Below are 21,387 nucleotides of genomic sequence, written 5' to 3'. Positions count from 1 at the left end.
CAGCGTTGTTTCGAGAAGAGGTCCCGGTCCGACCGGCGAGATCGCGCTTAACCCATTGTTCGACCGCAAAGAAGCTCACTCATGAACCTTCGTAACGTCGCCATCATCGCCCACGTCGACCACGGCAAAACGACCCTGGTCGACAAACTCCTCCAGCAGTCCGGCACGTTCCGCGAGAACCAGAAGGTGACCGATCGCGCCATGGACTCCAACGACCTGGAGCGCGAGCGCGGCATCACCATTCTGGCGAAGGCCGCCTCGGTGCAGTGGAAGGACACCCGCATCAACATCGTCGACACCCCCGGCCACGCCGATTTCGGCGGCGAGGTCGAGCGCATCCTGAACATGGTGGACGGCGCGCTGGTGCTGGTCGACGCCGCCGAAGGCCCGCTGCCGCAGACCAAGTTCGTGGTCTCCAAGGCGCTCAAGGTCGGCCTCAAGCCGATCGTCGTCATCAACAAGGTCGACCGTCCCGACGCGCGCCCGACCGAAGTCATCAACGAGGTGTTCGACCTGTTCGCGGCGCTCGACGCCAGCGAAGAGCAGCTCGACTTCCCGATCCTCTACGGGTCGGCCAAGCAGGGCTGGATGGCCGACAGCCCGGAGGGTCCGAAGGACAAGGGCATGGAGCCGCTGTTCGACCTGATCCTGCGCCACGTCGCACCGCCCAAGGTCGAGGAAGGTCCGTTCAGGATGATCGGCACCATTCTCGAAGCCAACCCCTATCTCGGCCGCATCATCACCGGCCGCATCTCCTCCGGCGTGCTCAAGCCGAACCAGCAGGTCAAGGTGCTGAACGCCGACGGCAAGCTGGTCGAGACCGGGCGCATCACCAAGATCCTGGCGTTCCGCGGTCTCGAGCGCACCCCGCTCGATGAAGCCGAAGCCGGCGACATCGTCGCTATCGCGGGCCTGACCAAGGGCACCGTCGCCGACACCTTCTGCGATCCGACCGTCGAGGTGCCGCTGCCGGCCCAACCGATCGATCCGCCGACCGTGTCGATGTCCTTCATCGTCAACAACTCTCCGCTCGCCGGCACCGAAGGCGACAAGGTGACGAGCCGCATGATCCGCGACCGTCTCTTGCGCGAAGCCGAAGGCAACGTTGCGCTGCGCGTGGTGGAAGCCGCCGACAAGGACGCGATGGAAGTCTCGGGCCGCGGCGAATTGCAGCTCGCGATTCTGATCGAGACCATGCGCCGCGAAGGTTTCGAGCTTTCGGTGTCGCGTCCGCGCGTCGTGTTCCAGAAGGACGAAGCCACCGGCACCACCTTGGAGCCGATCGAGGAAGTCGTGATCGACGTCGACGAGGAGCACTCCGGCGTCGTCGTGCAGAAGATGAGCGAGCGCAAGTCCGAGCTGGTCGAGATGAAGCCGTCCGGCGGCAACCGCCTGCGCCTGGTGTTCTACGCGCCGACCCGCGGCCTGATCGGCTACCAGGGCGAGCTGCTCACCGACACCCGCGGCACCGCGATCATGAACCGCCTGTTCCACGGCTACGCCCCGTACAAGGGCGAGATCCAGGGCCGCCGCAACGGCGTCCTGATCTCCAACGACCAGGGCGAAGCGGTGGCCTACGCCATGTTCAAGCTGGAAGACCGCGGCCCGATGATGATCGAGCCGGGCTGGAAGGTCTACAAGGGCATGATCGTCGGCGAGCACACCCGCGACAACGATCTCGAGATCAACGTGCTCAAGGGCAAGCAGCTCACCAACATCCGCACGACCTCGAAGGACGAAGCCGTGCGCCTGACCCCGCCAATCCGCATGACCCTGGAAAAGGCGCTCGCCTATATCGAGGACGACGAGCTCGTCGAGGTGACCCCGAAGTCGATCCGCCTGCGCAAGAAGCACCTCGACCCGAACGAGCGCAAGCGCGCGGAAAAGGCCAAGGAAGCGGTGGCATAAGGCTGCCGCTCTCTCGTGCCCCGGACGCAGCGCAGCACGATAGTGATGCGCTGCTGAGCCGGGGCCCAGACACTGTCATCGCCCGCCCATCACCTTGGGTCCCGGCTCTGCGCAGCAGCGCAAGCGCGCTGCGGCGCGTCCGGGACGCGAGAGCTGCATATCTGTCCGGCTTCAGCGCGTATCACGAACGTGCTAGAGCCCACCCATGTCCTTCCCCTCCTCCGTCGACGTCGCGATCATCGGCGCCGGGGCCGCCGGCCTCGGCGCGGCGCATGCGCTGGCGGGCTCCGGTCTTGCGGTGATCGTGCTGGAGGCGCGTAGCAGGCTCGGCGGCCGGGCCTGGACGGTGCAGGCCTCGCCCGAGGTGACCTTCGACGTCGGCTGCGGCTGGCTTCACTCCGCCGACAAGAATTCCTTCGTCGCAATCGCAAGGCAGCTGGGTTTCGAGCTCAACACGGACCTGCCGCCCTGGCGCGAGCGCGCCTATGGCAACGCGTTTCCGCGGGAGCTGCGCGACGATTTCATGCGCGCGATGGACGCGTTCTACGAGCGCCTCTGGCGGGCCGCGCAAAGGGGCACGGACGAGCCCGCGAGCCGGAGCCTCGAGGCGGGCAATCGCTGGAATCCGATGATCGACGCGATCTCGACCTACATCAACGGCTGCGAACTGAAGGACATGTCCACGCTGGACTGGGACGCCTATGAGGACACGAACCTCAACTGGCGGGTCCGCCGCGGCTATGGCGCGTTGATCGCGGCCTATGGCGCGCCCTGCCCGGTGGCACTGGACTGCAAGGTCACGCTGATCGATCATTCGGACAAACGCATCCGCATCGAGACATCGCAGGGCACGCTGACCGCCGACAAGGTGGTCGTCACGGTCCCGACCAATCTGATCGCCGATGAGACGATCCGCTTTTCGCCGCCGCTGCCGCCCAAGGTCAATGCCGCAGCAGGCCTGCCGCTCGGCGTCGATGACAAGGTGACGCTCGCGCTCGACGATGCAGAAGCTTTTCCGAAAGAGGGAAATCTGCGCGGCGCCACCATGCGCACCGAGATGGGCACCTACCACATCCGCCCATTCGGCCAGCCCTGCATCGAAGGCTTTTTCGGCGGCAGCTTCGCCCGCGCGCTGGAAGATTCCGGCGAAGGCGCCATCGCCGCGCAAGCGATCAACGAGATCGCGGGATTCCTCGGCAACGATATCCGCAGGAAGCTGAAGCCGCTGTATGAATCGCGCTGGGCGCATGATCCCTTCGCCCGCGGATCGTATTCACATGCGCTCCCCGGCCACGCCGGCGACCGCGCCGTGCTCGCCGCGCCGGTGGATGGACGGCTGTTCTTCGCGGGCGAAGCGACGTCACCGGAGTTCTTCACGACCGCGCATGGGGCAAGGGACAGTGGCGAGCGGGCGGCGAAGGAAGTGCTCGCGGCAACCTTCGACGCAAAGTGAACGCTGGTACTAGACGCCCATAACCATTTGGTTCATTTTCCCGCGCATGGCCGGTGGCGGACACCCAGACTGGACTGACCAAGAGCTCGATCGCATCGTCGCCGACTATTTCAGCATGCTTGGCGAAGAGATTTCCGGCACCACCTACAACAAGGCTGCACACAATCGGGCTTTGAGAGACGATCTCGATCGAAGCAAAAGCTCCGTTGAATTCAAGCATCGGAACATTTCAGCGGTGCTGGTCAAACTGGGCCTGCCGAGCATCAGGGGCTACTTCCCGGCCGAAAACTATCAAGCCACGATTGTTGCGGCGATTGACCGGTACCTTTCTCAAAATCCGACTGCTTTGCACCCCGAGAAGGTCGTGGACGGATGGGCTGAGCGGCAAGGCCTGTTTGTGGGAGCGCCTCCGCCGCGGCTGCCGGTTTCGCCGCACAATGCAAACATAGAACGGCTGATCCGTAAGTTTAATCCGGTCGAGCGCGACTTCCGCAACCGCAAACTAGGTCGCGACGGAGAAGAGCTGGTCTTCCACCACGAACGCCAGAGACTAACTCAGTTGGAACGACCCGATCTTGCCAAGAAAATCCGATGGATTTCTGAGGAACTTGGTGACGGCGCAGGCTACGATATACTTTCTTTCGACGCACAGGGTAGAGAACGCTTGCTCGAAGTGAAGACAACGGTCGGCGCAGACGTCACGCCGTTTTACATTACAAGAAACGAGCTATCTCTTGCTTCAGAGCGCCCTGAAGCCTTTCGACTTTGCCGCGTTTTTGATTTCTCAGCCCACCCTCGAATGTTCGAGTTAACGCCGCCATTGGAGAACCTCGTTCACCTTTCTCCACTCAACTACGAAGCATCGTTCTCCTGAGGAGGAGCTACTCGATCACCCGCGCCCGCAAATCCGCATCGGGCACGAAGCAGGCGTCATACTTCCCAAAGATGCGATAGCGGTTGCGGGCGATGAGGCTGTAGAGGGGATCACGCAACGGTTTCGGCACGACGAACAACGCGCGCACCCAGCCCCGGCCGGGAAGCAGCGACAGCACGGTCAGCGCGGCGTCCGACTTCATGAACACTTCGCCGCCATGGACGACGGCGTTCGTATCGGGATCATCGGGGTCGATGCCGAACGTGCGCGCGAGCTTCGCGCCATAATCCGACTGGATCGGCGTGAACCGAAACCGCTTCGCCGTGTCGCGCTTGGCCACGAAGCGGACCCAACGCGAGCAGAAGATGCAGACGCCGTCGAACAGGATCACGTCGTCGTCGGGCCACTTGCTCATCAGCGATTATCCAGCATCAGCAGCGCGACCAGCATCAGCACGATCGCCGGTCCCGTCTTCACCAGCGCGCCGAGCGGCTCGATCCAGAGGTCCGGCGTCAGGATCGCCGCACCCACCATATAACCAAGCGACGCGAGAATTCCCGCAACGAGCCCGATCGCCGCCGTGCGCCGGAAAGCGATCAGCACGCCGATGCTCATGTCCATCAGGCTGGTGCCTGTCGTGACGGGGTCGACCAGCGCGGGCGGAAAGTTGTGCGCGGTCAAAATGCCGGCGGCGGCGCGATACGACACGAACAGCGCGATGAAGCCGGAGACGAGCCAGAACGCGACCAGGCTCGCGAAGATCAGGGCCTTAACCAGGAACAGGCGCGCGAACCATTTGTCCTGGATGGTGGCGGGACGCCGGCCGATCGTCTCGCCCGTCGTCTTCGGTGTGATGCCTGTGGCGGCGATCCAGGCAGAGGGATCACCTTGCACGCCGCGGCGCAACTCGGCGATGGCTGTCGAGCGCATCGGCGGCATCCAGCCGAGATGGCTGGCGAGATCGCCGATCTTCGCGCCGAGGTCCAGCATGAACGACGGCATCGCAATGCGCGGCCAGCCAGCCGTGCCGAACGCATGGCGAAACGGCTTGATGACCCCGGCCATGGTGATCGGCTCGACCTGCATCAGATCCCAGCTCACCGCCTGCACGGCAGCGTCGTCAACGTCGCGCGCGGCGAGCCAGGCAATGGTCGCCGCAATATCCCCCACCGCGACGGGCTGGAACGGCGTCGCCATCTCCTTGGCCGGAAGATCGAGCGGAGACGCGGCGAGCGCGCGGAGCATGGCGCTGCCGCCATAGGCTGACGGCGCGACCACGAAACCCGGCCGCAGGATCGCGTGGGGAATGCCGGAGGCTTCGATCAGCCGCTCGGCCTCGCGCTTGGTCGTCGCAAAGGCGGTGCGGTCGGCTTCTGCGGCCCCGGGAATTGAGATGTGCGCCAGCCGGATTGCACGGCCGCTGCCACCGATCGCCGCAAGCAATCGCGTGACGAAATCCCGGTGCACGGCGCCCGTATCGCTGCCGGCGCCGTCCTGGAGCACGCCGAGGCAGTTCACGACGACATCCACCGCATGCTCGCGCAGCAGCCGCGCCAGAGCTGCCGCATCGAGCGAGAGGATCGGCAGCTCGATATCCAGCGCACTCATCCTCTGCGCCGGCGACAGGCTGCGCGCCACGCCGACCACGCGAAAGCCTCGCGCGCGGAGATCGTCGGTGACGAAGCGGCCGATCAGGCCGGAGGCGCCGAGCACCAAGATGATTCGTTCACCCATCGCGTCTCTCAAACCGGTTTTGCGATCATCAGCCACAGGATCAGTATTGTCGCGCCGAAGCCGGGGAAGCCGAACGCGAACCAGCGGCGAAACAGGACGACGTAACGCTCCGGCAAGGCGACGCGTTGCTCGGCAGCCTTTCGCGCGAGATCGCGCATCTCGATCTGCATGAACACCACGGGGATCCAGAACAGGCCGGCGATGCAGAAGAGCGCGAGCGAGGCGAGCAGCCAGCGCTCGGTGATCGGCGTCGCCGAAAGCATCATCAGCAAGCCGCCCGTGACCGGTTGCAGGAGCACGGCGGAGAGCGTGAAGATCGCATCCGCAATCACCGCGACCGATGCGGTACGTGCGATGAAGGCCACATCGTTCGTGCGATGCGCCATCAGCATGAAGAACGCAATGCCCGTTCCGGTGCCGAGAATGACGATCGCGCCGAGCACATGCAGAAACTTGACCAGGAAATACGGCGTCATGGCTTCTTGGTCGCCACTGGCTTCGGCGGGTTCAGTACGCGATCGAGCGCGCCGCCGGCGGCTTTGACACCGGCCTCACTCTCGATCATCCAATGACCCTCGCTGCCCGCGGCCGGCAGGATGCGCAGGTTTACCTTGCCGCCAGCCCCGCGAAACGCATCAGCCAGACTCTTCGAAAATGACGGCGAGAAATAGCTGTCATTGGCCGCGACGAGCCAGGTGACGGGAATGCGCGCGGCCTTGCCGAACTCCGTTGCGGCGGCAAGCAGCGTGTGTGGCGCGCAGATCCGGTTCGGCTCGTCATTGGCGTGGCCGCCGCGCCCGGGGGCAAACACCGTGATCGCGGAGATCGTCTTCGGATCGGCACCGGCGAGCGCCAGCGCGCCCCAGCCGCCGGCGGAATGGCCGATCACGATCGCGGCTTCCTTGCGAATGAAATCCTGCATTCGCAAGAACTCCAGCGCGAGCCGGATTTGCTCGGCCGTCGCCCGGCCCGAACGGGCATGGTCCGCCTCGTCACATCCGCCCTGGTCCTCGACATAGCGGCCGCCGGTCGCACCATGGCCGAGCCGCTCCGGCACCAGCACGGCAAAACCGCGCGCGACGAGATGGGCGGCGAGCGGACGATATTCCGGCTGCGGCATTTGCGCACGACGCAGGACGTTCTGCGTCGAGGCGTGTGCGATCACCGCGAGTCGGAACGGGCCCGCGCCGGCGGGTCGAAACAGCAGGGCATGCGCGGCGATGTCGGTATTCGGCGACGGCACGCGCCACTCCTGTCGGCGCAGCGGTTCTCCCTCCTCGCCCGATGGGCCAAACGAGACCTGCGCGCACAGAGGCGGCGCAGTCAGCAGCGCCAGCAGAGGCAGCAGTGCGATGGTTTTGAAGAGCCGCATGAATGGCCGAAGGCGAACACGAACAGTGACAGCGACACTCGTAGGAGCGAATCACTCTGGGCGGGGCTTACTGCGTCACCATTGCCGTTCATTCGTTGCCGCAACAGGAGTTTTGCACTGACACATGGCACGCCGGTGCCCTCGGAGCTGGCGTCTTGTCTTTTTTCGGTACAACATGGTTAAGATACTGATGCACAAAGTCCACACGTTAACCGATAATTAACGATAGGTCTTGCCGCCAGCGCGGCGACTTGGTTTGATTGCCTCCATGAGCACAACCCTGATCGAGGTCCGGCCGGCCAAAGCTGCAGATGCAACTGCGGTGGCGTCAACTCATGACGAAGCCTGGCGCTCGGCCTATCAGGGCATCATTCCCGGCGCCGAGCTGGAGAAGCTCATCAACCGCCGCGGCCCGCAATGGTGGGACAGCGCGATCCGCAAGGGCAGCCGCGTCAGCGTGCTCGTGTTCGGCGACAAGATCGCGGGCTACGCCAATTACGGTCGCAACCGCGCCCGTAGCCTGCATTTCGACGGCGAGATCTACGAGCTTTACCTGCGCCCGGAATTCCAGGGCCTCGGCTTCGGCCGGCGCCTGTTCGCCGCCGCCCGCCGCGACCTGATGCAGAGCGGGCTGAAGAGCATGGTGGTGTGGGCGCTCTCGGACAACGACCCGGCGACGGAGTTCTACCGGGCGCTGGGCGGCCGCATGGTGGCGCGCTCGTCGGAGCGCTTCGGACCGAAGTCGCTCGACAAGGTTGCCTTCGCCTGGACCAATTGAGCTGCTGAAAGCTGGATCGGCAGCCCCAACCTTCCGTCGATACCGCTGCCTTTGAGCCGGTGACTTCGGGATTCATTATTTCACAAAAACGCGATGGATCGGCGGGCCAAGCCCGCGTATGACAGCGCCAAAATCGCTGCCGGGCGCGATTTTACCTCGGCAACAACGGAGCCTTGAATGCGTATCGATGCGATCTCGATCGGGAAGAACGTACCCCAGGAAGTCAACGTCCTCATCGAAGTCCCCGTGGGCGGCGAACCGATCAAGTACGAGATGGACAAGGAGGCCGGCACGCTGGTGGTCGACCGCTTCCTGTACACGCCGATGCGTTACCCCGGAAACTACGGCTTCATCCCGCACACTTTGTCGGATGACGGCGACCCCTGCGACGTCCTGATCGTCAACACCCGCGCCATCATTCCCGGCGCCGTCATGAGCGTCCGCCCGGTCGGCGTGCTGTTCATGGAGGACGAGGCCGGTGGCGACGAGAAGATCCTGGCAGTGCCGTCGTCAAAGCTGACGCAGCGCTACGACAAGGTGAAATCGTACTCCGACCTGCCGGACATCACGCTGCAGCAGATCCAGCACTTCTTCGAGCACTACAAGGATCTCGAGAAAGGCAAATGGGTGAAGATCCTGCGCTGGGGCGGCCCGGAGGAAGCGCACAAGCTGATCCTCGAAGGCATGGATCGCGAGAAGAAAAAGAAGAAGGGCTGACGCCTCTGCTCCCTCGCCCCGCTTGCGGGGAGAGGGTTGGGGTGAGGGGGACTCTCCACGAGAACGGTGACGGCTGACCCGCGGAGAGTCCCCCTCACCCGGATTGCTTCGGACGATGCTTCGCATCGCCGAGCGCAATCCGACCTCTCCCCGCAAGCGGGGCGAGGTGAAGAAAACCTACACCGCCGGCTTCGGCAGCCCCGCGATCGCGCAGGCCGCGCGTAGCGTGTTCACCAAGAGGCAGGCGACCGTCATCTGGCCGACGCCGCCGGGCACCGGCGTGATGGCGCCGGCCACTCCAAGCGCTTCCTGATAAGCGACATCGCCGACGAGGCGCGTCTTGCCGTCCTCCTTCGGAATTCGGTTGATCCCGATGTCGATCACGGTCGCGCCCGGCTTCAGCCAATCGCCGCGCACCATCTCAGGCTTTCCGACCGCGGCGTAGACGAGATCGGCCCGCTTCACGAGCCCGGGCAGGTCGCGCGAGCGCGAATGCGCGATCGTCACCGTGGCGTTCTCGTTCAACAGCAATTGCACCAGCGGACGACCGACCAGGTTGGAGCGGCCGATCACGATGGCGTTCATGCCTTCGAGCGAGGCGTGCACGCTCTTGGTCAGGATGATCGAACCGAGCGGCGTGCAGGGCGATAGCGCCTGAAATCCGCCTGCGAGCCGGCCGGCATTGTTCGGGTGCAACCCGTCGACGTCCTTGGCGGGGTCGATGGCGTTGATGACGGCTTCCGTGTTCAGCCCCTTCGGCAGCGGCAGCTGCACCAGGATGCCATGCACAGCCGGATCGCGGTTAAGCTTTGCGACCAGCGCCAGCAGGTCTGCCTGCGACACGTCGGCCGGCAGCTTGTGCTCGAACGAAGCCATGCCGGCGGCCTGGGTCTGGGTGTGCTTGGAGCGGACATAGACCTCGCTGGCGGGGTCGTTGCCGACCAGGACCACCGCAAGGCCCGGCACCAGATTGTGCTCGCGCTTGACGCGGGAAACCTCGTCGGCCACGCGGGCACGGAGCTCCGCGGCAATCACTTTTCCATCGATGATCTTGGCGGTCATGTCAGCTCCTCAGTCTGTCGATTTGGCCGCAACGAGCTGGCGCAGGGCATCGCCGAGCCGCGCCGGATCGCCATCGACCGCGATCTGCTTCAGCCGCGAGGTGGCTCCGGACAGGAGCCTCACGCTGGCCTTGGGGACGCCAAGCGACTTTGCCAGCAGCACCAAAACGGCCTTGTTGGCCTCGCCTCCGTCGGCGATCGCGCGCACCCGCACCTTGAGCACGCTGCGGCCATCGGCCAGTTGCTCGATCCCGTCGATGTCGTCGCGGCCACCGCGCGGCGTCACACGCAGCGCGATGCTGATTCCTGCGGCCGAATAGCGCCAAGGTTCCTTGCAAGGTTCCCTGGAGGCGTCTTTGGCGACCAAGGCGTCCGGCTCGCTCAGATCACGTTCGGATAGATGTAGTACAGGATCACCCGCTCGATGAACATGATGAGCAGGATCAGGATGATCGGCGAGATGTCGAGGCCGCCGAGACTGGGCAGGAGATTGCGAATCGGTGCCAACACCGGCTCGGTGATCCGGTACAGGAACTCAGCGACCGCCGACACGAACTGGTTGCGGGTGTTCACCACGTTGAAGGCGATCAGCCAGGACAGGATCGCGGACGCGATCAGCAGCCAGACGTAGAGGTCGAGCACGATGATGACGATGTCGAGAACGGCACGCATGGCTATTGAAGACTCTGGCTTTTGAAGACTTTGGCTGCGATCGGAATTGACGCCTTTTGCTAGATATCGGTTCCCCCCCGCCCAAACAAGGGAAGTCGGCGCCGGAATGGCTAAAACCGGGTTATAGCCGTCCTTGACTTGACCTTGGCGGGGACTTAAATGGCGCCCGGTTGTCGGCCGCGTTTACCAGAGCGGCCAGCAAAGGGGCCATAGCTCAGCTGGGAGAGCGCGTCGTTCGCAATGACGAGGTCGGCGGTTCGATCCCGCCTGGCTCCACCACGCTTCGCCCTTCGGGCTCCGCGTGGCGCAGCCACGACGGCGCCCGAAGGACGAAGCGTGGTGTCCGGCGAAGCCCGCAGGGCGAAGACGGACTATCCCCCGATCCTCCCCCCTACCTCCCCGTAAACCGCGGCGGCCGCTTTTCCATGAAGCTCGCCACCCCCTCGCGGAAATCGCTACTGCCCAGCGCCACCATCATCTCCCTGTTCGCCTCGGTCGTGGCCTCGGCCAGGGTCTGGAACGGCACCTCGTAGAGCTGGCGCTTGATCACGGCCATCGCACTTGGCGAGACGAAATCGGCGAGATCGCGCGCATAGGCGTAGGTCTCCTCGCGCAGCTTCTCCGGCGAGCAGAGCCGGTTGACCAGGCCGATCCGCAACGCCTCCTCGCTCGTCACGCGCCGGGCCGAAAGCAGGAGATCCATCGCGTTGGCGTGGCCGACGATGCGCGGCAGCATCCAGCTGATGCCGTGCTCGGCAATCAGACCGCGTCGCGCGAAGGCTGTGGTGAACACCGTATTGTCGGCGGCAAAGCGCAAATCGCAATAGAGCGCGTGAACGAGGCCGATGCCTGCGGTCGCGCCGTTGAGCATGGCGATGACCGGCTTCCTGATCGAGGGTTAATAGCCATAGCGCGTCTGCCAGTCCGGCCGCCGGTTCATGTCGAACGGCGGCAGATTCGTTGCGCGCCTGACGTCGTCGGGGTCGAGCCCCTTCAACGCATCCATGTCGGCACCGGCGCAGAAGGCACGGCCAGCGCCGGTGAGCACGATGACGCGGACATTGTCGTCGGCGCTCGATGCTTCCATGGCATGGCGAACGTCGCGCTCCATGATCGGCGTCCACGCATTCATGCGATCGGGCCGGTTGAGCGTGATGGTCGCGACCTTGTCGCTCACCTCGTAGAGGATGTGTTCGTAGGCCATGGCGCTCTCCCTGTCTGCCGGCACGCGTTCGCGCGCGCTCGTTAGCAATGAGCCTAGCATATCCAATGGTAAGGCAGGGACTTGCGCGAAGACGCGATCACTCGGCCGCTTGCGCCAGCACCGGCCGGCGCGCGAGCCAGCCGTCGATGAAATGATCGAGCCAGGCGCGCTCTGCGGCATCGTACACGGCACGATCCGCGAAGTGATGGTGCCGTTGCCGCGCTCCGGGCGCGTTGAAGCCGTCATAGCCGCGCGTGGTCCAGCGATGCATCATCGCGTAGGTCACGTCGGGGTGAAACTGCACGCCGAAAGCGTTGCCGGCGCGGAACGCCTGCACCGGAAAATCATCGCCTTCTGCCAGCAGCTCCGCGCCGACAGGCAGTTCGAATCCCTCGCGGTGCCAATGATAGACCTGCGCCGGCCAGGCCGGGCAGAGCGCGCGCCCGGCAGCGGTCGGGCGGATCGGGTAGTAGCCGATCTGGGTCAGCGCCTCCGCATGCGGCGCGACGCGCGCACCGAGCTGCATGGCGAGCATTTGTGCCCCAAGGCAGATGCCGAGGAACGGCCGCTGCTCGCGCAGCGGAATTTCGAGCCAGTCGATCTCGCGGCGGATGTAGTCGTCGGGATCGTTGGCGCTCATCGGGCCGCCGAAGACCACGGCGCCGGCATGAGCGTCGAGCGTCTCGGGCAGCGGATCGCCGAAGCGGGGACGGCGGATGTCGAGGGGATGACCGAGGGCGCGCAGCGCGTTGCCGACGCGGCCGGGGGTTGAAGATTCCTGATGCAGGACGATCAAGACCGGCAACCGGCTTTCGGAGGCGGCAGTGCTCGGCACCCTCTTTCGGAAGGGCACCAATTCTGCGCCACCAAACCTGTCCGTCCGGAACGACATGGCCTCTGCGAGTGCTATCGGTTCAGACCGCCAGCATAGCTAAGCGATGGTTAACATCGTGTGAGTTCGCGCACACAACGATAGTGAAGCAAGCTCCGGGCCACTACGGCGGCTGCGGACTTTTCTAATTCCGGCGCCTCTGGAACCGGCTGGTGGCAGCCAGGATGAAGCCGCGCGGGAAAAAGCGCAGCGCAAACGGCACAATCTTGATGCCGAGACCGGGCAGCACCGCCCGTTTGTTGGTCATCAGGCCACGATAAGCCTCTTGCGCGACATCGGCGGCCGAAACGTTGAGAAGGGCCGTATTGTGCTGCGACCCGACGCCGGCGCGCGCCTGGAATTCGGTGGGCACAGGGCCCGGGCAAAGCACGGTGACGCGAACGCCGCGCGGCGCGAGCTCCGCCCGAAGCGCTTCGGTGAAGGAAATCACGTAGGCCTTGGAGGCATAGTAAACGGCCATGCCGGGGCCGGGCAGGAAGCCTGCAACCGAGCCGACGTTGAGAAGACCGCCCTTGTTCCTGATCAGCTGATCGGCAAAGCGCAGCGACAGATCCGTCAGAGCCCGCACGTTGACCTCGACGATCCCGATCTGCTCGTCGCGGTCGCGCTCGATGGCATCACCGAACACGCCGAAGCCGGCATTGTTGACGAGGTGATCGAGCTCGACGCCTTCGGCCGCGAGCGCTGCTGCGATGGCCTCGCCGGCGGCGGGATCCTCGAGATCGCAGGCGATCACGATCGGCTTCTTGCCGCCCCTGGCAGCGAGCTCGTTCGCAAGCGCCTCCAATCGATCCGCGCGCCGCGCCGTCAATGCGAGACGATGTCCATTGGCGGCGAACACGCGTGCCAGCTCCACACCTATGCCCGCCGAAGCACCGGTGATCAACGTTACCCGCTCAGTCACGATCGAAGTTCTCTTGAATTGAAGTCTTTGGCCCCGGCAATGGCCGAACGAGAGCATAAGCCGTGCGCGACAGGCAAGCGGCGCTGGCGGCATGGCCGCTTGAGCGGGCGACAGGGGGAGCAGGAAAGACCGGTATTTGCAGGCGAATCCGCAAAACCGGGAGGAAGGTGCGGCCTACATTAAAATTTCGTCATGTGACTTGCGTGTCAGGCCGCCGGCCGGGACAAGTCAGCCGCCGACGGCACCATCCTTCACCTGGCCACCGACGCGCTCGGCCACAGCGTGCTTCAGGTCGATCCGGTCGCGCTGGGAAATCCCGAGCAGGTCGGAGGCACGCCAGACGACGTTGTCCTCGAATTCGGTCACCTGGCCGTCGGCATAAACCAGCTCCCACATCATCCGGACGATGCGCTTGCGGCCCTCTTCGTCGAGCGAGCGCATGATGACGCTGGTGAAGTGATAGAGATCCACCGCCTCGCCCTCGACCTGGGTGGCGTCCGCGATCAGGCGATCCGCGGTGCCGTGATCGAGCCCGAAATGGCTCTCGATCAGGCTGTGCAGCTTGCGCTGCTCGGCCGCCGTCGGCTGGCCGTCCAGCGAGACCACGTGGACCAGCAGCGCCGTCGCCGCCAATCGATAATCGCTGTCGCCGAACGAACGACTCTGGTCGTTGGGGGCGACGATGTCGGCGATGAATTGGCGCAGGCCGTCGAGCATGAGATCCTACCGAAATCGATGCAGCCGCGAGGGGGGAGGGCGGCTGTTACCAGCATTATATGAGCAGGATACTCAACCGGCGCAACGTGCGGCAGTTCCGCGCGCCGGATTACGTTTCGGCAATCTGGCCGCTGCGCATTGGGCGGGGACGACAACGGAAATTCTTCACGGAATCTCGTAAACCACCATCTTGTCGGCGATGCCGCGCAGCGCGGCCTGCTTCTGGATCGGCTTGATCTCGCGCTGCTGGAGTATTGCCGCGACCGCCGGCGCATCGAGCACCGGGCCGGTGATGTGGATCTCCTGCGCGGTCGACAGGCTCTGCACGCGGGCGGCGATGTTGACCGTCTGGCCGAAATAATCCTGCCGCTCGTTGAGCATCACCGCAAGACACGGTCCTTCATGGATGCCGATCTTGACGATCAGATCGTCGGTACCGCGCTGCTTGTTGAGCGCGTCCATGGCCGCGCGCATCCGCAAGCCGGCGACGATGGCGTGCTCGGGACGGACGAAGGTCGCCATCACGGCATCGCCGATGGTCTTCACCACTGCGCCCTTCTCCGACGAGATGATCTCGAGCAGCGCATGGAAATGCGCGCGCACGAGATCGAAGGCGGCAAGATCGCCGACGCGCTCGTAGAGCGCGGTCGAGCCCTTCAGGTCGGTGAACAGGAAGGTCAGCGAGGTGATCTGGAGCCGCTGGTCGAGACTGAGATTGTCCGCCTTGAACACGTCGCGAAACGTCTGGTTGGACAGCATCCGCTTGGCGGTGAGGAACGGCTTGCGCTTGCCGATGAGATGGTGGAGCGCCTCGGCCGCGATGAACACCGACGGCAGCACGCGCACGCCCGCCTGGTTCTCCAGCGACAGCCGTAGCGGGCCGGGCCGCATGGTCGTGGTCCCCGTCGGGGCCTGCACCTTGTTGTACATGATGGCGAGCTGCTGGCGGTCCTTGGTCGGCTCGCCCTGGACGTCGATGAAATGGGCGGCGTGCGTCACCGGCTCGAAGATGATGACGAAGTCACCAGGCAGTTGCAGCGACATCGTCGCCTTCTCGCCCGCCGGCAGCTCCATCGTATCCAGCGTCACCTCGTTCGCCAGTGTCGCGAATGATTCCTTGTTGAAGTCGACGCCGGAGCTCCAGAATACCTGCTTGAAATATTCCCACACCGGAAGCGTATCAGGATCGTGCGCCGCGATGCGCCGGACCCTCGGATTCACGGTGAAGGACACCTCGACCTGATCGTCGACGGAGGCCTTGTAGCCGCAGGCGCAGAGCGCGCAATGATAATCGTCCGGCTTGAGCGCCTTCAACGTCGTGTGCGCGCCCAGCACGCCGCCGCAGCCCGGACACAGCACGTTCCAGCCGAGATCGAACAGCCCGAGCCGCGCCGCGTGCAGAAAGGCCGAGATCGCGTGCTCTTCGTCGACGGCATGTTGCGTGGCGAAGTCGAGGACGTTGACGCGGTTGAGCTCGTGATCCTCGCCATCCTCGATCAGACGCGCAATCGCATCGACCACCTTCGCGTCGGCGGTCTGCTTGAGAACGGAAAACTGGGCCTGGATGTCGCTCATGGCGCAACTCTATCTAGGGCGCATCACGCCGTCGGCCAGACGAGGGGCCTGTCACCGACGCGTGATGCGGAACATGGGTGAGTGGTCCGGCTGGGTCGTGACGACGCCGAGCGGAATCACGGGGTTGGTCGTATCGGCAAGCTCGACGCGGAACGCGCCGATCAGCCGGGCCAGCGCCAGCACGGATTCGGCCTGCGCGAACGGCGCGCCGATGCAGACGCGCGGACCTGCGCCGAACGGCAGATAAGCGAAGCGATCGGGCGCTTCCTTCGACATGAAGCGCTTTGGAATGAACGCGTTCGGCTGGTCCCACAGCTTCTCGTGCCGGTGCAGCAGCCACGGTGCGATCATGATGATGTCGCCCTTGCCGATCTCGATTCCGGCCGCATTGTCCTTCTCGCGCGCGGCCCGCGCGACCAGGAATGCCGGCGGATAGAGCCGCATGGTCTCCTCGATCACCGCGCGGGTGAATTTCTGCCGGTCGATGTCGGCGATGCTGTCGAGATGCTCGCCGCGCGTCTCGGAGGCGACTTCCTCCTGCGTCTCCGGATCGAGCGCGAGCAGATAGAGCGCCCAGAACAGCGCCGTCGCCGTGGTCTCGTGACCCGCGAGGATCATGGTCGCGACCTCGTCGACGAGCTGCTCGTCGGAAAAGCCCTTGCCGGTTTCGGGGTCGCGCGCCGCATCCATGAGATCGAACAGGTCGCGCGGCGGCGCACCGTCCTTCTTGCCGGCTTTGCGCCGCTCGGCGATCAGCATCGCGACGAATTCGGTCCAGCGCTTGCGGAAACGGGCGCGGGCAAAATCCATCGGGCTTGGCCACGACACCGGCAGCAGCATGTCGAGGAAATACGGCCGTCCGAGCCGGGCGGCATATTCCATGATGAAGTTGCGCAAGGTCGTGCCGTGCTGGTCCATGCCGAACGAGAACATCGTGCGTCCCGCGATCTCCAGCGTCATGCGCTGCATGACCTCGCGCAGGTCGATGTCTTCCCCCGAGCGCGCCTCCAGCTTCGCGATGGTCTCGTCGAGCACCGCCGTCATGTGCGGAACGAGATTGGCGGTGGCGCGCGGCGTGAAGGCCGGCGCAAGGGTGCGGCGCTGAAACGTCCAGGAGTGACCTTCCGCGATCAGAAGGCCGTCGCCCAGCACGGGACGCAGCATGCGGATCCCCGCCGGCGTGCGCGTATAGTTCTCGTAATTGGTCAGCAGGACGTGCCTGATCGCGTCCGGCTGGTTCAGGATGAAGCTGTTGCTGAGGAAGAAGCGGCCCTTGATGACGTCTTCCTCATAGGCGCGCTGCCCCCAGGTCGCGATCATGTTGTGCCGGATCACGGCAAGCCGGCCGAAGAACGACATGTCGTCGGGCGCACGCGGGGGAGCGGGAGGGATGATGGGCCGACGCACGCTGGCGATGTTCATGGCTCTCTCCCGAGAGGTGTGACGCAGGTCAATAGCTAGTAAGTCAGCTCGGCAATCGCAATCCTGTTTTCCGAGGCCGGCCAGGCCCGTGCCACAATCCGTTCTTCGCCGAACTGGGCCACGAATTTACGCCCAACCTCGCTGGTTGGAAGACGCAACGTCGCTGCCGAATCCGTGGGTACACCCGGCTTGACGTCGGCCGGCTCCTTGCCGTCGAACAAAACCACGTCCCGCGGCAGACCGAAATAGCCGCGCGGACGCGACATGATCACGACCGCGCCGGCATCCTTGTCGGCGGGACCGAGCGGGCGCGCGGCACGCAGATGCACGACGTCGGAGGAGCGCGGGAAAGGCGAGCGATAGACGTGCGTCGTCGGCGCATCTGGGGACGTCACGACGAATTCGAGCGCCCAGAAGGGTTCGACCTGCGCCGGCCCCCAGCGACCATCGGCGCCGGTCTTTGCGCTATGCACGGCGGCACCATTACGCTCACCAGTATCAGGATCGACGCGGAAGATATCGACGGTTGCACCCGCCACCGGGCGGTTGGTCGATACGCCGCCGGGCGTGCCGGTGACGAGGCCGCTGAGCTTGACGGCCGGCTCCGGCACGATCGCAATGCGCGCAGGCTCGCGACCCGCGATGAATTTGTAGATCTCCCGGAAGGCACGCGGATGGAACGCCACCTCGCGATGGTCGAGCGCGCCGAGCACGAGATTGGTGGCGCCCTTCAGCTCCGGCCCTTCATTGGTGACGCCGGTCGGCGTGCCGGGCTTGCCGATGAAGCGACCGTCGGCCTGCGCGTATTTGTCCATGCCGTCGCTGCGCAAGGTGAGGAAGGCAACACCGGGCGTCACCTCGCTCTCGCCCTCGTTCAGGCCGCGCAGGAACGTGCCGCGGCCGTTGAACTCGTTGTTCGGCTGATCGTCGGTCGCGAACACGCCGTGATTGGGCGTGCCGCACAAGACGGCGTGGCTGACATCGCCGGCGCCACCGTTCTTGATGACATTGCGGATCGCATAGCCGCCGCGCGAGCTGCCGACCAGCGCCACGCGGGACGCGCCGGTCCGGCGCTTCAGCTCGGCGATGGCGGCAGCGAGCTCGCGGCGCTGGTCCTCGGTCGAGGAACGGTTCGCCTGCTCGACCTTGTCGTCGGCGCGTGCATTGGGGTCGGTGAAGTTGATCGCCATCATGCGATCGCGCGCGATGCCGTTGGATTCCATCCGCCACAGCGTCGTCATCCAGAGCGCGTCGTAGTCGCCATTGCCGTGGACGAACAGGATCGGCGGCGGCGGGTCCGAAGGCAATGCAGCCGCCGGCGCTGATTGAGCCCATGCGCCCGTCCGCAAGCTCGCAATTGCGAAAGGCAAGCTGCCCGCCCCCTGCAGGATCGTCCGTCGCGACAGCTTCATCTGTTCCTCCCCGGCAAACCGCCTCTTTGCACCGCTTATAGCGGCCTAACCACTGGACAGCGAAGGACTTTCGCAGGCATCACTGAATTTGCCGGAATCGCCAGCACCACTTCTGCCAGCCCATATGGAAGGGGATATGACCGAGCCGCCGAACCGTCAGAAAATGGCCGCCGACGGCATCACCGCGCCGCTGCGCTACACCGTGTTCCGGCGCATCTGGCTCGCCAGCCTGCTCTCCAATCTCGGCCTCCTGATCCAGGGCGTGGGCGCGGCCTGGGCGATGACGCAGATGGCGGCATCGGCCGATAAGGTCGCGCTGGTGCAGACCGCCCTGATGCTTCCGATCATGCTGATCTCGATGCCGGCCGGCGCCATTGCCGACATGTATGACCGCCGCATCGTCACGCTGGTCTCGCTGATGATCGCCCTCACCGGCGCGACGGCGCTGACGGTGCTGGCCGGGTTCAATCTCATCACCCCGGAAACGCTGCTCGCCTTCTGCTTCGTGGTGGGCAGTGGCAACGCCCTGTTCGGCCCGGCGTGGCAGTCCTCTGTCAGCGAGCAGGTACCGCCCGATGCGCTGCCTTCGGCGGTCGCGCTGAACGGCATCAGCTACAACATCGCGCGCAGCTTCGGCCCCGCGGTCGGCGGCGTCATCGTCGCCGCGCTCGGCGCGGTGGCCGCCTTTGCCTGCAACGCGCTTCTCTATCTGCCGCTTCTCGTGGTGCTGCTGCTCTGGCGCCGCTCGGTCGAGCCCTCGCGGCTGCCGCGGGAAAAGCTCAACCGCGCCATGGTCTCGGGCTTCCGCTACATCACCAATTCGCCGCCGATCAAGATCGTGCTGTTGCGCACGCTGGTGATGGGCCTGATCGGCGGCGCCATCATGGCGCTGATGCCACTGGTCGCGCGCGATCTGCTGCACGGCGGCGCGCAGACCTATGGCATCATGCTGGGCGCCTTCGGTATGGGCGCTGTCGTCGGCGCACTCAATATCCATGAACTGCGCAAGCGCATGAGCGGCGAGGCCGCGATCCGCGCCTGCACCATCTCGATGGCGTTCGCGATGGCCGCGCTTGCGCTGAGCACGGAGCCGGTGCTGACGGCAACGGCGCTGGTGCTGGCCGGCGCGGTCTGGATGGCCGCCATCGCGCTGTTCAACATCGGCGTGCAGCTGTCGGCGCCGCGCTGGGTGGCGGGCCGCTCGCTCGCGGCATTCCAGGCCTCGATTTCCGGCGGCATCGCGATCGGCGCCTGGGGCTGGGGCCATCTCACCGACTTTGCCGGCGTCGAGATCGCGCTGCTGACGGCCGCCGGCCTGATGCTGATCTCGCCGCTGCTCGGGATCTGGCTGACGATGCCGCGCGTCGGTGCCCGCAACGAGGATGCCGACGTGCTGGCCGATCCCGAGGTGAAGCTGTCCCTGACGGGCCGCAGCGGCCCGCTGGTGGTCGAGATCGAATATCGCGTGGCGCAGGACAACGCGCGCGCGTTCCACAATGTCATGCAGGACGTGCAGCTCTCCCGGCAGCGCAACGGCGCCTATGGCTGGTCGATCGCCCGCGACATCGCCGATCCGGAATTGTGGACCGAACGCTATCACTGCCCGACCTGGTTCGATTACCTGCGCCAGCGCAACCGCTCGACCCAGTCCGAACGCGCGCTGCATCAACAGGCGATCGATTTCCACATCGGCCCGGACCCGGTGCGGATCCGCCGCATGCTGGAGCGTCCGTTCGGCTCGGTGCGCTGGAAGGACGAGACGCCGGACAGCGCAAGCGCGGAGGTGTTGCCGGTGGTCGCGACAGCGGCGGGAAGCAGCACGTAGGACTCTCTTCGTTCCGGGCTCGCGCCTTACGGCACGCCCCGGAATGACGAGGGTATGCTTTATTGCCCGTGCTCGGTCAGCACCTTCTCGCAGCCTTTGCTCAGCTTCGGGCGGTTCTGCTTCAGGCAGGCGAGCACGGCGCCGTCGCCATTGTTCATCACGGCGCGGCAGAAGCGCGTGACGTCGCGCGCGCAGGCATCATGGCCGGGCTGCTGTTGCGCTGACGCGGCGGACGCGCACAGGAGCAAGGAAACAACGAAAAGAAATCTGGTCATCGCATAATGCCTCTTACCCGGAAAGATGTGCGGGGAAGCTAGTGCGACGATCCCGCACCTGCAACGGCTTTATTGCCGAGCGGGAGGCGTGCCGCCGCGTGGCCCCGGCACAAGGCCGGGGCACATCGCGAGGGGAGCTAACCAACGCAACGATGTCGTTGCGCGTTACTGACTGTCCTGGGCGTCAGCGACCTTGCGCGAGGCGCCCTTGGCGAGGTCCTTGTCCATCACCGCGCGGCAGCCGGCGCTGAGATCCGAGCGATGCTTCATCATGCACGCCGTGATCTTCGGGATGTTGGGGATTTCCGACGAGCACAGGCGGAAGGCATCGCCGGTGCACATCTGCTGCGCCTCGGCCGAGAAGGCGAAGCTCGAGGTCGTCGAGACCAGCGAGACGATGGCGGCGAAGCCGAGGGCCAGGCTGGTGTCGCGGACCCTGGCAGAGAAGGACTTGGTGTTCAGCGACGTGGTTTTCAGCGACTTGGTCATTTGAAGCTCCCATTGGCGCCGTCGCAACGGCGCCCGTTGTTGATGGGAACTACGATGCTCCAGCAAAACAGTTTCCACTGTGATGACCATCACGTGCCGCGCC

Annotated in this window: 21 protein-coding genes, 1 tRNA gene and 1 pseudogene; 7 read left to right on the top strand and 16 right to left on the bottom strand. The window is 65.0% G+C overall.

The genetic code is table 11. The features are described from left to right. The first annotated feature begins 81 nt into the window (after positions 1 to 81). From typA to TSA1_RS04840, 3 genes are all read left to right on the top strand, one after another. Complete coding sequence (typA, locus tag TSA1_RS04850; protein WP_100175351.1) at positions 82 to 1,908, top strand: translational GTPase TypA; 1,827 nt, start codon at positions 82 to 84, stop codon at positions 1,906 to 1,908. A gap of 205 nt (positions 1,909 to 2,113) precedes the next feature. Continuing rightward, positions 2,114 to 3,361, top strand: coding sequence for a flavin monoamine oxidase family protein (locus TSA1_RS04845; RefSeq protein WP_100175350.1), 1,248 nt, complete (start codon positions 2,114 to 2,116; stop codon positions 3,359 to 3,361). A gap of 46 nt (positions 3,362 to 3,407) precedes the next feature. Further along, positions 3,408 to 4,235 (top strand): protein NO VEIN domain-containing protein, encoded by an 828-nt coding sequence (locus tag TSA1_RS04840; RefSeq protein ID WP_100175349.1) that lies wholly within the window; start codon positions 3,408 to 3,410, stop codon positions 4,233 to 4,235. Between the two features lie 7 nt (positions 4,236 to 4,242). Here the strand turns inward: TSA1_RS04840 and TSA1_RS04835 are convergent, their stop codons facing one another. From TSA1_RS04835 to TSA1_RS04820, 4 genes are read right to left on the bottom strand one after another with little or no spacing between them, the layout of a single operon-like run. Beyond that, on the bottom strand, positions 4,243 to 4,650 hold the full coding sequence (locus tag TSA1_RS04835; protein WP_100175348.1) for a thiol-disulfide oxidoreductase DCC family protein: 408 nt from the start codon (positions 4,648 to 4,650) through the stop codon (positions 4,243 to 4,245). Beyond that, positions 4,650 to 5,969 carry an SDR family oxidoreductase gene (locus tag TSA1_RS04830; protein ID WP_100175347.1) on the bottom strand — a complete coding sequence of 440 codons (1,320 nt, stop codon included), beginning with the start codon at positions 5,967 to 5,969 and terminating at the stop codon, positions 4,650 to 4,652. Before TSA1_RS04830 ends, TSA1_RS04835 begins: the two co-directional genes overlap by 1 nt. Before the next feature lie 8 nt (positions 5,970 to 5,977). Beyond that, entirely contained in the window at positions 5,978 to 6,445 is a 468-nt protein-coding gene (locus tag TSA1_RS04825; protein ID WP_100175346.1) for a DUF2269 family protein, read from the bottom strand. After that, positions 6,442 to 7,341, bottom strand: coding sequence for a dienelactone hydrolase family protein (locus tag TSA1_RS04820; RefSeq protein WP_100175345.1), 900 nt, complete (start codon positions 7,339 to 7,341; stop codon positions 6,442 to 6,444). Before TSA1_RS04820 ends, TSA1_RS04825 begins: the two co-directional genes overlap by 4 nt. 268 nt (positions 7,342 to 7,609) lie before the next feature. Between TSA1_RS04820 and TSA1_RS04815 the strand changes: the two genes are divergently transcribed. Together TSA1_RS04815 and ppa are read left to right on the top strand one after the other, a co-directional pair. Continuing rightward, positions 7,610 to 8,119 (top strand): GNAT family N-acetyltransferase, encoded by a 510-nt coding sequence (locus TSA1_RS04815; RefSeq protein WP_008136728.1) that lies wholly within the window; start codon positions 7,610 to 7,612, stop codon positions 8,117 to 8,119. A gap of 177 nt (positions 8,120 to 8,296) precedes the next feature. After that, positions 8,297 to 8,836, top strand: a complete 540-nt coding sequence (ppa, locus tag TSA1_RS04810; RefSeq protein WP_100175344.1) for an inorganic diphosphatase — start codon at positions 8,297 to 8,299, stop codon at positions 8,834 to 8,836. 177 nt (positions 8,837 to 9,013) lie between these two features. Here the strand turns inward: ppa and folD are convergent, their stop codons facing one another. The 3 genes from folD to TSA1_RS04795 are packed head-to-tail and all read right to left on the bottom strand — an operon-like array spanning position 9,014 to position 10,569. Next, complete coding sequence (gene folD, locus TSA1_RS04805) at positions 9,014 to 9,898, bottom strand: bifunctional methylenetetrahydrofolate dehydrogenase/methenyltetrahydrofolate cyclohydrolase FolD (RefSeq protein ID WP_100175343.1); 885 nt, start codon at positions 9,896 to 9,898, stop codon at positions 9,014 to 9,016. 9 nt (positions 9,899 to 9,907) lie between these two features. Further along, a complete protein-coding gene (locus TSA1_RS04800; protein WP_100175342.1) occupies positions 9,908 to 10,264 on the bottom strand; it encodes a DUF167 domain-containing protein in 357 nt (118 codons plus the stop codon). 14 nt (positions 10,265 to 10,278) lie between these two features. Next, a complete protein-coding gene (locus tag TSA1_RS04795; protein ID WP_097660567.1) occupies positions 10,279 to 10,569 on the bottom strand; it encodes a YggT family protein in 291 nt (96 codons plus the stop codon). Between the two features lie 203 nt (positions 10,570 to 10,772). On the opposite strand from TSA1_RS04795, the gene TSA1_RS04790 reads away from it, so the two are divergent. Beyond that, positions 10,773 to 10,848 (top strand) — tRNA-Ala (locus TSA1_RS04790). A gap of 112 nt (positions 10,849 to 10,960) precedes the next feature. On the opposite strand, the pseudogene TSA1_RS04785 reads toward TSA1_RS04790, so the two are convergent. The 7 genes and pseudogenes from TSA1_RS04785 to TSA1_RS04755 all read right to left on the bottom strand — a co-directional run bounded on the left by TSA1_RS04785 (position 10,961) and on the right by TSA1_RS04755 (position 18,695). Further along, positions 10,961 to 11,773, bottom strand: a pseudogene (locus TSA1_RS04785) (enoyl-CoA hydratase). Positions 11,774 to 11,870: 97 nt separating this feature from the next. Then, positions 11,871 to 12,665 carry a glutamine amidotransferase gene (locus tag TSA1_RS04780; RefSeq protein ID WP_100175341.1) on the bottom strand — a complete coding sequence of 265 codons (795 nt, stop codon included), beginning with the start codon at positions 12,663 to 12,665 and terminating at the stop codon, positions 11,871 to 11,873. Between the two features lie 124 nt (positions 12,666 to 12,789). Further along, a complete protein-coding gene (locus TSA1_RS04775; RefSeq protein ID WP_100180971.1) occupies positions 12,790 to 13,569 on the bottom strand; it encodes an SDR family NAD(P)-dependent oxidoreductase in 780 nt (259 codons plus the stop codon). Positions 13,570 to 13,797: 228 nt separating this feature from the next. After that, entirely contained in the window at positions 13,798 to 14,286 is a 489-nt protein-coding gene (locus TSA1_RS04770) for a tellurite resistance TerB family protein (protein WP_100175340.1), read from the bottom strand. Between the two features lie 165 nt (positions 14,287 to 14,451). Further along, positions 14,452 to 15,861, bottom strand: a complete 1,410-nt coding sequence (locus TSA1_RS04765; protein WP_100175339.1) for an adenylate/guanylate cyclase domain-containing protein — start codon at positions 15,859 to 15,861, stop codon at positions 14,452 to 14,454. A 51-nt stretch (positions 15,862 to 15,912) separates the two neighbouring features. Continuing rightward, the gene (locus TSA1_RS04760) at positions 15,913 to 17,283 is read right to left on the bottom strand and encodes a cytochrome P450 (RefSeq protein WP_100175338.1); all 1,371 of its coding nucleotides are present in this window, start codon (positions 17,281 to 17,283) and stop codon (positions 15,913 to 15,915) included. Positions 17,284 to 17,318: 35 nt separating this feature from the next. After that, entirely contained in the window at positions 17,319 to 18,695 is a 1,377-nt protein-coding gene (locus TSA1_RS04755; protein ID WP_100175337.1) for a hydrolase, read from the bottom strand. A gap of 136 nt (positions 18,696 to 18,831) precedes the next feature. Here TSA1_RS04755 and TSA1_RS04750 point away from each other — a divergent pair, with 136 nt between their 5' ends. Then, positions 18,832 to 20,520: an MFS transporter gene (locus tag TSA1_RS04750; protein ID WP_100180970.1), complete on the top strand. Its 1,689-nt coding sequence runs from the start codon at positions 18,832 to 18,834 to the stop codon at positions 20,518 to 20,520. A gap of 59 nt (positions 20,521 to 20,579) precedes the next feature. Here the strand turns inward: TSA1_RS04750 and TSA1_RS04745 are convergent, their stop codons facing one another. After that, positions 20,580 to 20,795 (bottom strand): hypothetical protein, encoded by a 216-nt coding sequence (locus TSA1_RS04745; protein ID WP_100175336.1) that lies wholly within the window; start codon positions 20,793 to 20,795, stop codon positions 20,580 to 20,582. Between the two features lie 165 nt (positions 20,796 to 20,960). Then, positions 20,961 to 21,284 (bottom strand): hypothetical protein, encoded by a 324-nt coding sequence (locus TSA1_RS04740; protein WP_100175335.1) that lies wholly within the window; start codon positions 21,282 to 21,284, stop codon positions 20,961 to 20,963. Positions 21,285 to 21,387: the final 103 nt, after the last annotated feature.

The organism is Bradyrhizobium nitroreducens (assembly GCF_002776695.1).
Classification (GTDB): Bacteria; Pseudomonadota; Alphaproteobacteria; order Rhizobiales; family Xanthobacteraceae; genus Bradyrhizobium; species Bradyrhizobium nitroreducens.
The sequence above is the reverse complement of the archived record's forward strand: the minus strand, read 5'-3'. Positions and strand labels throughout refer to the sequence as shown.